The 12787-nt window shown below is 69.7% G+C and carries 13 protein-coding genes and 1 riboswitch; of the genes, 4 read left to right on the top strand and 9 right to left on the bottom strand.

From position 1 onward, the window contains the following. Positions 1-27 precede the first annotated feature (27 nt). The 9 genes from QZ670_RS10360 to QZ670_RS10320 form a co-directional block, all read right to left on the bottom strand. A complete protein-coding gene (locus tag QZ670_RS10360; protein ID WP_294254718.1) occupies positions 28-1209 on the bottom strand; it encodes a dipeptidase in 1182 nt (393 codons plus the stop codon). Between the two features lie 68 nt (positions 1210-1277). Then, positions 1278-1784, bottom strand: a complete 507-nt coding sequence (gene cobU / locus QZ670_RS10355) for a bifunctional adenosylcobinamide kinase/adenosylcobinamide-phosphate guanylyltransferase (RefSeq protein WP_294254715.1) — start codon at positions 1782-1784, stop codon at positions 1278-1280. Continuing rightward, the gene (locus QZ670_RS10350) at positions 1781-3238 is read right to left on the bottom strand and encodes a cobyric acid synthase (protein ID WP_294254713.1); all 1458 of its coding nucleotides are present in this window, start codon (positions 3236-3238) and stop codon (positions 1781-1783) included. The genes cobU and QZ670_RS10350 overlap by 4 nt, the downstream gene beginning before the upstream one ends. Beyond that, positions 3226-4158 carry an adenosylcobinamide-phosphate synthase CbiB gene (gene cbiB / locus QZ670_RS10345; protein ID WP_294254710.1) on the bottom strand — a complete coding sequence of 311 codons (933 nt, stop codon included), beginning with the start codon at positions 4156-4158 and terminating at the stop codon, positions 3226-3228. The genes QZ670_RS10350 and cbiB overlap by 13 nt, the downstream gene beginning before the upstream one ends. Then, positions 4151-5128, bottom strand: coding sequence for a threonine-phosphate decarboxylase (locus tag QZ670_RS10340; protein ID WP_294254708.1), 978 nt, complete (start codon positions 5126-5128; stop codon positions 4151-4153). Before QZ670_RS10340 ends, cbiB begins: the two co-directional genes overlap by 8 nt. After that, the gene (gene cobS, locus QZ670_RS10335) at positions 5125-5847 is read right to left on the bottom strand and encodes an adenosylcobinamide-GDP ribazoletransferase (RefSeq protein WP_294254706.1); all 723 of its coding nucleotides are present in this window, start codon (positions 5845-5847) and stop codon (positions 5125-5127) included. The genes QZ670_RS10340 and cobS overlap by 4 nt, the downstream gene beginning before the upstream one ends. After that, positions 5844-6410, bottom strand: coding sequence for a histidine phosphatase family protein (locus tag QZ670_RS10330; RefSeq protein ID WP_294254703.1), 567 nt, complete (start codon positions 6408-6410; stop codon positions 5844-5846). The genes cobS and QZ670_RS10330 overlap by 4 nt, the downstream gene beginning before the upstream one ends. Next, positions 6407-7423: a nicotinate-nucleotide--dimethylbenzimidazole phosphoribosyltransferase gene (gene cobT / locus QZ670_RS10325; RefSeq protein WP_294254700.1), complete on the bottom strand. Its 1017-nt coding sequence runs from the start codon at positions 7421-7423 to the stop codon at positions 6407-6409. Before cobT ends, QZ670_RS10330 begins: the two co-directional genes overlap by 4 nt. A gap of 153 nt (positions 7424-7576) precedes the next feature. After that, positions 7577-7776: riboswitch (cobalamin riboswitch) on the bottom strand. Between the two features lie 57 nt (positions 7777-7833). After that, positions 7834-8292: a hypothetical protein gene (locus QZ670_RS10320; RefSeq protein WP_294254698.1), complete on the bottom strand. Its 459-nt coding sequence runs from the start codon at positions 8290-8292 to the stop codon at positions 7834-7836. Positions 8293-8438: 146 nt separating this feature from the next. On the opposite strand from QZ670_RS10320, the gene QZ670_RS10315 reads away from it, so the two are divergent. From QZ670_RS10315 to QZ670_RS10300, 4 genes are all read left to right on the top strand, one after another. Beyond that, positions 8439-9149: a response regulator transcription factor gene (locus tag QZ670_RS10315; protein ID WP_121079427.1), complete on the top strand. Its 711-nt coding sequence runs from the start codon at positions 8439-8441 to the stop codon at positions 9147-9149. After that, positions 9146-10471: an ATP-binding protein gene (locus QZ670_RS10310; RefSeq protein ID WP_294254695.1), complete on the top strand. Its 1326-nt coding sequence runs from the start codon at positions 9146-9148 to the stop codon at positions 10469-10471. Before QZ670_RS10315 ends, QZ670_RS10310 begins: the two co-directional genes overlap by 4 nt. Before the next feature lie 101 nt (positions 10472-10572). Then, positions 10573-11268 carry a carbonic anhydrase gene (locus tag QZ670_RS10305; protein WP_294254692.1) on the top strand — a complete coding sequence of 232 codons (696 nt, stop codon included), beginning with the start codon at positions 10573-10575 and terminating at the stop codon, positions 11266-11268. Then, entirely contained in the window at positions 11265-12776 is a 1512-nt protein-coding gene (locus QZ670_RS10300; protein WP_294254689.1) for a SulP family inorganic anion transporter, read from the top strand. Before QZ670_RS10305 ends, QZ670_RS10300 begins: the two co-directional genes overlap by 4 nt. Positions 12777-12787 lie beyond the last annotated feature (11 nt).

Genomic DNA, 12787 nt, shown 5'->3' with positions numbered 1-12787 from the left:
TCTCCGCTGGTATGGGCAGGGCGTTTTTTATCCGGGGTGAGCCGTGGCCCAATCCTCCGCAGCCTGCAGCACGCGCAGCGCGTTGCCGCTCCAGATCTTCTCGATATCGGCGTCGCCATAGCCCGCCTTGCGCAGCCTCGCGGTGATGCGGGGAAGGGCGGTGATGTCTTCCATGCCGCGCACGCCGCCGCCGCCATCCCAGTCCGCACCGATGCCGACATGGTCGACGCCCATCACCTGGATCGCATGGAGCAGGCTGCGCATGAAGAGTTCGAAATCGGCGGTGCCGCCGACCGGGCCCAGTGCGGCGATATCGGCGACCAGCTTGCGCTGCTCGGCGGGCGGGAGCACCCACCAGCGGCGCTGGCGTTCGCTCAAGGAGTCGCCGCCCGGTACCGACACCGGGGGCGCGAGATAGACGCTGTTGATCTGCAGCACCCCGCCGGCGGCTGCCAGCTTGCGCATCCGCGCATCGTCGAGGTTGCGCGGATGATCAAAGATCGCCTTGGGGCCGGAATGCGAAGCGAGGATCGGTGTCTTCGACAGCGCCAGCGCCTGGTCGAACACGTCGTCCGAGGCGTGGCTGACGTCGATCACCATGCCCAGCCGGTTCATCTCCGCCACCCATTGCCGCCCGAGGGGGCTGAAGCCGTGCCATTTTGGCTTGTCGGTGGCGCTGTCCGCGAACTGGTTGTTGCGGAAATGGACGGGCCCGGCGAGTCGGACGCCGAGATCGTGGAAATGGCGCAGCAGGCTGAGGTCCTCGCCCAGCGGATAGCTGTTCTCGATGCTCTGGAAGACGACTCGCTTGCCGCTGGCGGCGATGCGCCGGGCATCGGCAGGCGTGGTCGCCAGTTCGAGCTTGTCGGGATGGGCCGCAACGACGCGCTGGATCCAGGTGGCGCGAGTGAGCGCGGCATTGCGCGCGGCGGCATAGCCGGCCGGGGTCAGGGGCCCCTGCGGCGTGTAGATGACGAAGAACCCGCCATCGAGCCCACCCTGCTCCATGCGGGGAATGTCGACCTGGCTGCCGTCGAAGGCGCGATCGTGCCAGCGGGCGAAATCCCAGCCGGGATGCTCGAACAGTTCGGGAGTGTCGAGATGGGTGTCGAGCACCAGCATCTTTTCGTGGGCGAGGCGATCGACAGGGGTGACGTCCTCGTCCGGCGCGAGCGCGAGCAGCAAGGGCAGGGCGAGGATCGACTTCATCGGCTAGGCTCCCGGAGGCGGAGGGAAGTGCCAGCGTCGTGTGCCGATGCTTATCCGTCAACCTTCGGCTATTTCAACCGCAAGGGAAGTCCGGCGGCGATGAACTGTACTTCCTCCGCCGCAGCCGCGATTGCCTGGTTGATCCGCCCGGCGGCGTCACGGAAGCGGCGGGCGAGGGCGTTGTCGGGCACGATACCGAGACCGACTTCGTTGGCGACGAGGAGCACTGGACCGCCCGCCTGCGTCACGGCGGTGGCGAGCGCCTCCGTCTCCGCATCGAGGTCGCGCTCGGCGAACATCAGGTTCGAGGTCCACAGCGTCAGGCAGTCGACCAACAGCACGCGCGCGGGCGCCGCATGGGCGAGGATTGCTGCGGGCAGACCGAGCGGCACGTCGAGCGTCGACCAGCGCGGGCCGCGATCGGCACGATGGTGGGCGATGCGCTCTTCCATCTCCGCGTCGAAGGCCTGCGCAGTGGCGATGTAGAGAAGGTCACCGGGGAGGGACTCGGCGCGCGCCTGGGCATAGCGGCTCTTGCCCGAGCGGGCACCGCCGAGGACGAACAGGCTGGTCATCGTGGTGCCTCCCGGGCGAGCGCGATCAGTGCGGTAATATCGACATGGGTTTCGAGTTCGGCGGCGATGGCGTCGAGCGCGGCGTCGACCGACGCGGCATAGTCGACCCCGGTCGACGCAATGCCGATCCGAGCGAGCAGCGCCCGGCGAAGGCCGGTACTGGCGAACATGCCGTGCAGATAGGTGCCCAGGACGCGACCGTCCCGCGAGATCGCGCCGTCGGGCCCGGTGTCGAGCATCGCGAAGGGCCTGGCGGTGTCCGGCCCCATGGTCACGCCCATGTGCATCTCGTACCCGCGGATGTCCGCGCCGAGGGCGGTACCCTGCGCGGGGCGGAGCGCCTTTTCGCGCGTGAGTTCGGTTTCGACGTCGAGGAGGCCGAGTCCGGGAGCGCTGCCCGCGGGTCCTTCGATCCCGTGCGGATCGGCGATGGTGCGGCCGAGCATCTGATAGCCGCCGCAGATGCCGAGGATCGCGCCGCCGCGACGGTGATGGGCCAGCAGGTCGATGTCCCAGCCTTGTTCGCGCAATGCCGCGAGATCGGCGATCGTCGCCTTGGAGCCGGGCAGGACCACCAGCGCTGCATCGCCGGGCAGCGGCTGGCCGGGTGGGATCATCGCCAGCGTGACGCCGGGTTCGAGCTTGAGCGGGTCGAGATCGTCGAAATTGGCGATGCGCGGCAGCATCGGGCAGGCGATCAGCATGCGTCCGCCCGCCGACTTCGGGCTGCGCTCGAGCATCACCGCGTCCTCGCTCGGCAGCCGCGCTGCGTCGCACAGCCAGGGGATCAGGCCATAGCCGCGCCAGCCGGAGCGTTCCTCGATCTGCGCATAACCATCAGAGAACAGCGCAGGATCGCCGCGGAACTTGTTGATCATAAAGCCGCGGATCATCGCGGCATCCTCGGGATCGAGCACCGCGCGCGTGCCGACCACCGCCGCGATCACCCCGCCGCGATCGATGTCGCCGACCAGGATCACGGGCACGTTCGCGGCGCGCGCGAACCCCATATTGGCAATGTCGCCCGCGCGCAGGTTGATCTCGGCGGGCGATCCGGCGCCTTCCACCAGCACCAGGTCGCACGCGGTCGAGAGGCGGCGATAGCTGGTCAGCACCTCGCCGAGCAGCGCCTTGCGCGCCTCGCGGTAGTTGCCGGCGTGGAGCGTGCCGCGCACCTTGCCGTGCACCACCAACTGCGAGGTGCGATCGGCCTGGGGCTTGAGCAGCACCGGGTTCATGTCGGTTTGCGGCGCCACCCGGCAGGCGAGCGCCTGGAGCGCTTGGGCGCGACCGATCTCGCCGCCATCCTCGGTCACTGCGGCGTTGTTCGACATGTTCTGCGGCTTGAAGGGCCGGATGCGCAGGCCGCGGTTGCTCAGGGCGCGGCACAGGCCCGCGACGAGCACCGACTTGCCGACGTCCGATCCGGTCCCCTGCAGCATCAGCGCAGCCATGCGATCCCTCCCGCGAGGATCCATAGCAGCCCGCAGGCGCGGACATAGAGGGCGAGCGCGCGGCTTATGTCGGGCGCGGTCGCCTCTTCGCGCCCCTCGCCGATCCAGGGCTTGTCGGCTACCACGTCGTCATAGGCGATGGGGCCCGCCAGGCGCAGGCCGAGCGCGCCGGCCATCGCCGCTTCCGGCCAGCCGGCATTGGGCGAGGCGTGCTTGCCGGCGTCGCGCCAAAGCGTCCGCCAGCCGCCCGCGCCGGCGAGGCAGAGCAGCACGCCGGACAGTCTGGCCGGCAACAGGTTGAGCAGATCGTCGGTCCGTGCCGCCGCCCAGCCGAAGGCGCGCCAGCGGGGCTCGCGATGGCCGATCAGGCTGTCGGCGGTGTTGATCGCCTTGTAGGCCCAAAGCCCGGGCAGGCCACCGACGAGCAGCCAGAAGAGCGGGGCGACGATGCCGTCGCAGAAGCTCTCGGCGAGGCTTTCGATCGCGGCACGGGCAACACCGGAGGCGTCGAGCCGTGCGGTGTCGCGCCCGACGATATAGCTTACCGCGGTACGTGCCCCGGCCAGGTCGCCGCGGCCCAAGGCTGCGGCAACGGGCCGGACGTGCACATACAGGCTGTGCTGAGCGAGTCCCGGAACGGCGGCGATGACGAGCACCAGCCAGCCGAAGGAGGAATGCGCCGCCACAGCTTCGATGGTTAGGCCAGCACCAACGGCGACCAGAAGTAGTAGCGCCACCGTCAGGACGCCGAGCAGCCGGCGGCGCCGTGCCGAAGCCTCGGGCCGGTTCCATCGGCGCTCGCAAATGGCGATCAGCCGCGCGAAGGCGCCGACCGGATGGCCGATCCGCGCGTAGAGCCATGCGGGCCAGCCGACCGCCGCCTCCACTGCCAGCGCGGCGAGCGCAACCGGCTCAGCCATGGCGGAGCGCCTGGTCGACACGGTCCAGCGCCGTAGTGTCGGCGGGTATACCGAAGCGCAGCCAGTGCGGGGCATAGTCGAACGGCCGGGCAAGGATGTGCGCGCGGGCCAGTCGCTCGAAGATCGCTGCGGCGTCGGGGTGGGATATCAGCCGGAACAGCGGCGACTTCCCCTCGGGCAAGAGGCCGTGCGTTTCGAGCAGTCGGTCGAAAATTGCCGCTTTGGCTGCAAGCGAGGTTCGCGTCGCATCGATCCATGTCCGGTCGCGATAGGCGCGGGTGCCGATCGCCAGGGCCGTTGCGTCGATCGGCCAGTCACCGAGCAGCGCGCGGTAGCGGGCGAGGATGGGGCGGGGGGCGAGGACGAAGCCGAGCCGAAGCCCGGCCAGCCCGAAGAATTTGCCGAACGAGCGGAAGACGATCAGCCGACGCGCGTCGTCTACCAGGGACGCGATGCTCTCCTCCGGATGCGCATCGGCAAAGGCTTCGTCGACGATTAGCCAGCCTCCCGCCGCGGTGCGCTCGGCCAGCAGCGTCTCCAGCGCTGCCCCGTCGCGCAGGGTGCCGCAAGGGTTGTTGGGGTTCGCGAGGAGCAGCGTCGTGTCGCCCGGCACGGAAGCGCCGGTGGTCAGCGGCAGGCTGCCGGCGAAGGCGGCACCGTGCGTGCGATACCCCGGGACATGATGGCAGGCGCGGCCGCCCAGCGCGGGCCCCAGCAGCCGCAGCCCCATTTCGCTACCCGGAACTGCGCAGACGTTCTCTGGCGGAGCGCCGAAATAAACGGCGGCCGCCGCTTCGAGAGCGGCCAGCAGCGACGGATCGGGCAGCGGACCCAGCTCGACGTCGAGATTGGCTGGCACCGTCCACGGCACCGGGTTGATCCCGGTCGACAGGTCAAGCCAGGGACCGCCGCCGAACCGCGCGCGGGCGGCGGCGAGGTTGCCGCCATGATGGCGCAGCGGATCGCTCATCCCAGATGCGGCGCGATCACCAGCGCCAGGAGCAGCCCGGTCTCGACCAGCTCGATGCCCGCGCCGTGCCCGTCGCCCGAAATGCCGCCGAGCAGGCGCCGGACCCGCCAGCCCCAGGCGGCGATCAGCACGGGTGCTGCGAGCAGGGCCGGTGCGGCTAGGGCGGCGGCGAAGGCGAGCAGTACCAGCCAGACGATCAGATCGGCGGGGCGTACGGCGCTGCGGAAGCGGCTGGCCAGCCCCTCGTGCAGCGGCGGCAGCCAGCGGGTCCAGACCAATGGCCCGAACCGCGCTGCGGCGGGCGCAAACAGGATGGTCCACCAGCCGGTGCTCGCCAGCAGCGCGTGGAGCAGCACCAGCTTGGCGAGGAGCTGCAGCCCGATCGCCACCACGCCGAAGCTGCCGACATGCGGATCGGCCAGCACCTCGCGCAGCCGCTCGCGCCCCTTGTGCAGCGCGCCGCTCGCATCGGCGAGGTCGGCGAGCCCGTCGAGGTGCAGCGCGCCGGTTACCCCGACCCACGCCGCCAGCCCGAGCAGTGCGCCCGTCCAGGGATCGAGCAGATTGCCGAGCCACAAGCCGGCCAGCAGCACCAGCCCGACGACCATTCCGGCCGCGGGGAACCAGCGCATCGAGCGGGCGAACGTCGCGTCGTCGGCTCTGACCGGGGGCAGCGGCAGGCGGGTCAGGAACTGGAGGGCGAGGACGAATTCTTTCATGTCACGAGTCCGATGATCTGGCCGACGCGCGGGGTGCCGGGCCAGACGCGCAGGCTCAGCAGCGCGGCATGGGGCAAAGCGATGTTCCAGAGTTGGGGAAAGTCGAGGGTGCACAGGGTTGCAAGCGCCGCGCGCATCGCACCGCCATGGGTGACGACGAGCGTCGGGCGATCGATCGCGGCGATCGCCTCGCCGACGCGCGCGACGAGTGCCGGCCATGTTTCGCCGTCCGGGGGGCGATGCCGGGCCGGCTCGGCCTGGAATGCGGCGAGCGCGTCGGCGTCGATCGCGTCGAAGGCGAGTCCGTCCCACGCGCCGAAATCGAGTTCGCGCCAGCGGGCGTCTTCCCGGGCTTCGAGGGCCATCGCCGCAGCGATCTGCCGTGCGGGCACCGCGCTGCGAGCGAGACCCGAGTGCAGCACCGCCTCCACCGAAAGCCCCGCCGCGCGCACGACGCACGCTTCCACCCCCTCGGCGCGCGGCTGCGCCTCGGTGCGGCCGATCAGCCGGCCCTCGGCGTCGGTCGCGCCGTGGCGGAGGAGGTGGAGGACGATGCCGGTCATGCCCCGCCGGCGACTCCAGCCTCGGCGAAAGTCGCCATGCCATTATGCGCCGCCAAGGCCGATCGCAGCACTGCCGCGGCCACCGCCGCGCCGCTCCCTTCGCCCAGCCGCATGTCGAGCCGCAGCAGCGGTTCCAGCCCCAGCCGCGCCAGCAGGCGCGCATGGCCCGGCTCGGCGGAGCAATGTCCGGCGATGCAATGGTCGATGATTGCGGGTGCCGCTGCAGCCAGGGGAGCGAGCGAGGCGCAGCAGATGAAACCGTCGAGCAGCACCGGCACGCCCGCGTGGCGCGCGGCGAGGACTGCGCCTGCGATCGCCGCCAGCTCGCGCCCGCCCAGCCGCCGCAGCGTTTCGAACGGCGTGTGCGGGGCCCCGGCATGCACCTCGATCGCGCGGGCAATCACCGCGCCCTTGCGGCCGACGCCATGCGGGTCGAGACCGGTACCAGGGCCCACCCAGTCCGCCGGCGTGCCTCCGAAGCTGCGCAGGCACAGCGCGGCTGCGGCGGTCGAGTTGGCGATGCCCATTTCGCCGAGCAGCAGCAGGTCGGTGTCAGGCGTCACCACTGCGGCGCCTTGCCGGAGCGCTTCAAGGCACTCGGCTTCCTCCATCGCCGCACCGTTGGTGAAGTCGCGGGTGGGGCGATCGAGGTCGAGAGCGATCACGTCCAGCCGCATCCCGATGACGCCGGTCAGCGCGTTGATCGCTGCGCCGCCCGCGGCGAAGTTGGCGACCATCTGCGCGGTCACTTCGGCGGGGAAGGCGCTGACCCCCTGCGCGGCGACGCCGTGGTTGCCGGCGAAGATCACAGCGCGCGCGGCGTCGATCGAGGGGCGCGCGCGGCCCTGCCAGCCGGCGAGGAAGATGGCGAGATCCTCCAGCCGCCCCAGCGAGCCCGGGGGCTTGGTGAGCTGTTGCTGGCGTTCCCGCGCGGCATCGGCGGCAGCTGCGTCGGGAGAAGGCAGCGAGACCAGCGCCTGATCGAAGGCCGCGACACTCGACAGATCGATCATGCCGCGCCCGCGCCGCGCTTGAGGAAAGAATGGATGTGCACGTCCGTCGCCCCGTTCCTGCAATGACAATCGACCGGGCGCACGATCGCGTGCCCGGCAGTTTCTCGTCGCTCGAACGGAGGATTCCGCGCCTCGGCCGCACCCTGGACCAGGCGTGAGCGACCCCGTGCCGGCAGGTCTCCTGGCTCGCGGGTCGCTGCGGCTCGGGCGCCTTCTCGGGATCGCTCCCAATGGCCATTGCCCGGCCACTCGCCGCACACAGTTGCAGGGGCAGCTGCGGCCTGGAACGCCAAGGCGTCCGCACCGCATTCCCTTCTCGCCCGCAAGCGGGCACCGGCATGGGTTCGAAGGTAGAACCTTCGCGGCCGCTCTAGCCGCGCTGCCGGCGATATGCCAGCGCCGCGGCGTGCTTATTGATAAAGCTGGGCGGTGCGCGGCAGCAGCTGGTCGATGCGCACGATCAGGTCGAACAGCGGCTGGATCGCTTCGGCGCCTTCGCCCAGTTCCTGCACCGCGCGAAGCGTGTAGGTGGCCGCGATAATCGCGCGCGTGGTTCCGGCGAGATCTGGCGACCGCGCAATCATGGCCTCGCTGCGGTTGACGCGTACCAGCAGCCAAGCGAGCTTATGCGCCGCGTCGATTAGCTGGATCCGCTCGGCGGTGAGAAAGGCCCAGCTTCCGGTCGCTTCGATTACGGCTGCAGAAAGCCCGTCGAGCGCCGCGAGCAGCTGCCGAGGGCCAAAGGCGGAATCATCGCGCGCGGGCGCCATGTTCTGCCTCAGCCCCTTGAGCTCGATGGCCGCCAGCGTGCCGCGATTCGCGCGTGCGCGGCCAGGAAGGACGGAACGGTTGAGGCGCGGCATCTGCATGATAGTTTCCCCACGATATGGCGCCTTGTATCGCCGGCGAAACACATCACCCGTGACCCTCGTCACGCCGCGATGCGGCGGTGCGGCGTTGACCCTCCGGATCGCCATCCCTAGGTTTCTGCGCAATGTATGCAGGTGAACCCCCGCTGAGCCTTCCCACGATCGTGCTGGTCGAGGACGATCCCCAGTTGCGCACGCTGACCGCCCGCGCGCTCCAGGAAAACGGCTATACGGTGCGCCCGGCCTCTTCCGCGCCGGAGATGTGGCTGGCGCTGGAGCAGGGGCCGGTGGACCTGGTGCTGCTCGACGTGATGCTGCCGGGCACCAGCGGCATCGACCTGTGCCGCGCGATCCGCCAGAAAAGTTCGGTGCCGATCATCTTCATCTCGGCCAAGGGCAGCGAAACCGATCGCGTCGTCGGGCTGGAGCTTGGTGCGGACGATTATCTGCCCAAGCCCTTCGGCACGCGCGAGCTGGTTGCCCGGGTGCGCGCGGTGCTTCGCCGCGGTGCGGGCGAGCGCGACACCGCCGAGCGACCCAAGGGCGAGATCCAGTTCGACGGCTGGACGGTGAACCTGCCGCGCCGCGAGCTGCTGTCGCCGACCGGCGCAGTGGTGGACCTTACCGGCGCCGAATTCGACCTGCTCGTTACCCTCTGCGACCATTCGGGCCGGGTGATTTCACGCGAGCGGCTGATCGAGCTGTCGCGCACCCGGCTGGGCGACAGCTCCGATCGGAGCATCGACGTGCTGGTCAGCCGGCTTCGGCGCAAGCTCTCCGATGCCGGCCATCAGGCGCCGATCGTGACCGTGCGCGGCATCGGCTACACGCTCAACGTGCCCGTGACGCGCAGTTGAGGGCGTTTCTCAAGCGTCCTTCCGGGCTGATCGGGCAGGTCTTCGCGATCCTGCTGCTGACCATCCTGATCGAATTCGCCGTATCGACCCTGCTGTACGAGCGCGCCAGCCAGTTCGCGGTGCGCGACGACGAGGCGCGGCGCCTGGCCGAGCACCTCGTGATCGCGCGCAAGCTGCTCGCGGAGCAACCACCCGTCCGGCGAGAAAAGCTGGCGCTAGAATTCACCACCTCGCGCTACGAAGTGCGCTGGATGCCGCAGTTGCCGAGCGGCCTGCGCGAGCAGCCGGACCTCGACCGCCTCTACGAGCAGGTGGTGCTGTGGGAGCCGACCCTGGCAACGGACGGGCTGCGCCTGCGGCTCACTTCGCAGGGGAGCAAGGCGCTGATCGTCGGCGCGGTGCCGATGCCCGACGGCAGCTGGATGTATTTCCGCACCCGCGAGCATGTCCATGCCGCCGATCTGGGCCTGTCCCGCATTCTGCTCGCGCTGGCACCGGCGCTGGCGCTGATCCTGATCAGCGGTATCCTCCTACGGCGCATGTTGCTGCCAATGCGGCGGCTGGCGCTGGCGGCGGACCGTTTCGGCACCGGCAGCGTGCTCCAGGTGGAAGAGGCCGGGCCCAAGGAACTGCGCCGCGTGATCAGCGCGTTCAACCGGATGCAGGAGCGCATCCAGCGGCTGATCGCGGATCGCACCCAGGCGCTCGCCGCCGTCGGCCACGACATGCGCACGCCGCTTGCCCGGCTGCGGCTGCGCGCCGATGCGATCGCCGATCCGGACGTGCACGCCGCGGTCGAGACCGACATCACCGAGATGGAGGCGATGATTTCCTCCCTGCTGGCCTTCCTCGGCGGAGAGGGGGATAAGGAGACGCCCGCGCGTGTCGACCTCGCGGTGCTGTGCGCGACGATCGCCGACGAAAATGCCGATCACGGGCGCGACGTCGAATATGACGGGCCCGACCATTTCGAGCAGGTCGTGCGGCCGCTGATGCTCAAGCGTGCGCTCAACAACCTGGTCGACAATGCGGTGCATTATGCCGGGCAGTGCTGCATCCGCCTGGTACCGCTCGATGGCGCGGTGGCGGTCCGTGTGGAGGACAAGGGGCCCGGCATCCCGGAGGAGGATCTTCAGCGCGTCATGCAGCCCTTCGTGCGGCTGGATGCGGCGCGTTCGCGCGATACCGTAGGCTTCGGGCTCGGCCTGTCGATCGTGGCGCGCGCGGCGGACGCCGAGGGCGGCAGCTTCCGCCTTGCCAACCGCGACGGCGGCGGGCTGTGCGCCGAAATTCTCCTGCCGCGCGACGGGCCAACGGCTTAGCAACGTTTTCTTACGAACGCGCCGCGATGCAGCAAATGGCGCCCGGTAGTGTGCGATCCTGAAGAGATGCCCGCGCCGCGGGTCTGTTACAGGAGCAAGCCGTGAACGAAGTGATCGGACGCGTCGTCGATTTCGAGAAGCAGGTCTTCCCGAACCAGCACGCCCTCTATTCCAAGCTCGCCACCCACGGGCAGAGCCCGAAGGCGCTGATGATCTCCTGCGCCGACTCGCGCGTCGTGCCGGAGCACATCATCCAGGCGAACCCGGGCGACCTGTTCGTCTGCCGCAACGCCGGCAATATCGTGCCGCCCTTCGCCACCCAGAATGGCGGCGTGTCCTCGACCGTCGAATATGCCGTCGCTGCGCTGGGCGTGCGCGACATCATCGTCTGCGGTCATTCGGACTGCGGCGCGATGAAGGCGCTGATGAACCCGGAAATGCTCGAAGGCATGCCCAACGTCACCGCATGGCTGCGTCACAGCCATGCCGCCAAGTGCGTGGTCGACGGCGGCTATGACAATCTGGAAGGCGCCGATGCGGTCCGCACCGCCGCGCTCGAGAATGTCGTGGTCCAGCTCGCCCATCTGCGCACGCACCCTTCGGTTGCGGCCGGGATCGCGCGCGGCGAGATCGCGCTGCACGGCTGGTTCGTCGATATCGGCGCCGGCATGGTGCTCGGCCTCGACGGCGAGACCGGCCGCTTCGTGCCGATCCGCGAGGATCGTGCCATGCCGGTGGCGCTGCCGGCCGGCCAGCGGCTGGCACGTGACGTCGCCTATGCGGAGGCAGCCGAATGAGCACGGTCGCGGAAGCACCGAAGCCCAAGAGCTTCGTGCGCGACTTCACGGCGTCGATCGTCGTGTTCCTGGTGGCGATGCCGCTCTGCATGGGCATCGCCATCGCCTCGGGCGTGCCGCCCGAGAAAGGCCTGGTCACCGGCATTATCGGCGGCCTGGTCGTCGGCCTGCTCGCCGGATCGCCGCTCCAGGTGAGCGGCCCGGCGGCGGGCCTTGCCGTCATCGTGTTCGAGCTGGTGCGCGAGCAGGGCCTGTCGGCGCTTGGGCCCATCCTGATCCTCGCCGGCGCCATCCAGGTGGTCGCGGGCGTGCTGCGCGTTGGCGGCTGGTTCCGCGCGATCTCGCCCGCCGTGGTGCACGGTATGCTTGCGGGTATCGGCATCCTGATCGTCGTGGGCCAGTATCACGTGTTGTTCGATGCCAAGCCGCTGTCCAACGGCCTCGCCAATCTGGCGGCGATGCCGGGGCGCGTGCTCGGGCTTTCGAGCAACCTGGCCTCCGCCGAAATGGCGCTGGCGCTGGGTCTGCTGACCATCGCGACGATGCTCGGCTGGGACAAGTTCAAGCCGGCTGCGGTGAAGCTCGTTCCCGGCGCGCTCGTCGGCGTGGTCGCGGCGACGCTGGTGGCGTTCAGCCTCGGGCTGGACGTGACCCGCGTCACCGTGCCCTCGAACATCGTCTCGGCGATCGCGCTGCCGGAGAATGGCTTCTTCGCCAAGTGGATGGACCCGAGCGTCATCACCGCCGCGATTGCGCTTGCCTTCATCGCCAGCGCCGAGACCTTGCTCTCGGCCGCGGCGGTCGATCGCATGCACGACGGCGTGCGGACCAACTACAATAAGGAACTGCGCGCGCAGGGCATCGGCAATCTGCTGTGCGGCGTCGCCGGCGCGCTGCCGATGACCGGCGTGATCGTCCGCAGCTCGGCCAACGTCCAGGCCGGCGCGCAGACGCGGCTCTCCGCGATCCTGCACGGCGCGTGGATCCTCGGCTTCGTCGCGCTGCTGCCGTGGCTGCTGCGCGAAATTCCGATGGCGGCGCTGGGCGCGGTGCTGGTGGTGACCGGTGCCAAGCTGGTCAACCTCAAGCATGTCCGCCACCTGTTCGCACATTACGGGCTGCTGCCGGCGGCGATCTGGGCGGTGACCTGCCTGCTCGTCGTCACCGAAGACCTGCTGACCGGCGTGCTGGTCGGGATCGCGCTGTCGATGCTCGAGCTGGTGCCCAACCTCCGCCGCCTCGGCCTCAAGGTCGACCAGCAGGAGGCCGCGGACGAACACCGCATCGCGCTGGCGGGCTCGGCTACCTTCATCACGCTGCCCAAGCTTTCGGACCGGCTGGAGTCGGTCCCCGGCGGCAAGTCGGTGCTGCTCGACGTGTCGCGGCTCGACGCGGTCGATCATAGCTGCGCCGAACTGCTCAAGGACTGGCTGCAGCGTCGCCGCGCAGGCGGATCGTCGGTCGACGTCCAGGGCGCCAGCGGCAAGACCGCCGTCCTCGCCGGCTAAAGAGGCACACC

This window comes from uncultured Sphingomonas sp., assembly GCF_913774285.1.
Taxonomy (GTDB): Bacteria; Pseudomonadota; Alphaproteobacteria; order Sphingomonadales; family Sphingomonadaceae; genus Sphingomonas.
Note: the sequence above shows the minus strand (reverse complement) of the source record. Positions and strands in the feature narration are given on the sequence as shown.

What these genes read in the sequence shown, in the direction of transcription:
- cbiB (WP_294254710.1), bottom strand. Translation starts at nt 4,158, where the DNA reads ATGGCTGAGCCGGTTGCGCTCGCCGCGCTGGCAGTGGAGGCGGCGGTC.
- cobS (WP_294254706.1), bottom strand. Translation starts at nt 5,847, where the DNA reads ATGAAAGAATTCGTCCTCGCCCTCCAGTTCCTGACCCGCCTGCCGCTG.
- cobU (WP_294254715.1), bottom strand. Translation starts at nt 1,784, where the DNA reads ATGACCAGCCTGTTCGTCCTCGGCGGTGCCCGCTCGGGCAAGAGCCGC.
- QZ670_RS10330 (WP_294254703.1), bottom strand. Translation starts at nt 6,410, where the DNA reads ATGACCGGCATCGTCCTCCACCTCCTCCGCCACGGCGCGACCGACGCC.
- QZ670_RS10340 (WP_294254708.1), bottom strand. Translation starts at nt 5,128, where the DNA reads ATGAGCGATCCGCTGCGCCATCATGGCGGCAACCTCGCCGCCGCCCGC.
- QZ670_RS10300 (WP_294254689.1), top strand. Translation starts at nt 11,265, where the DNA reads ATGAGCACGGTCGCGGAAGCACCGAAGCCCAAGAGCTTCGTGCGCGAC.
- QZ670_RS10320 (WP_294254698.1), bottom strand. Translation starts at nt 8,292, where the DNA reads ATGCAGATGCCGCGCCTCAACCGTTCCGTCCTTCCTGGCCGCGCACGC.
- cobT (WP_294254700.1), bottom strand. Translation starts at nt 7,423, where the DNA reads ATGATCGATCTGTCGAGTGTCGCGGCCTTCGATCAGGCGCTGGTCTCG.
- QZ670_RS10360 (WP_294254718.1), bottom strand. Translation starts at nt 1,209, where the DNA reads ATGAAGTCGATCCTCGCCCTGCCCTTGCTGCTCGCGCTCGCGCCGGAC.
- QZ670_RS10350 (WP_294254713.1), bottom strand. Translation starts at nt 3,238, where the DNA reads ATGGCTGCGCTGATGCTGCAGGGGACCGGATCGGACGTCGGCAAGTCG.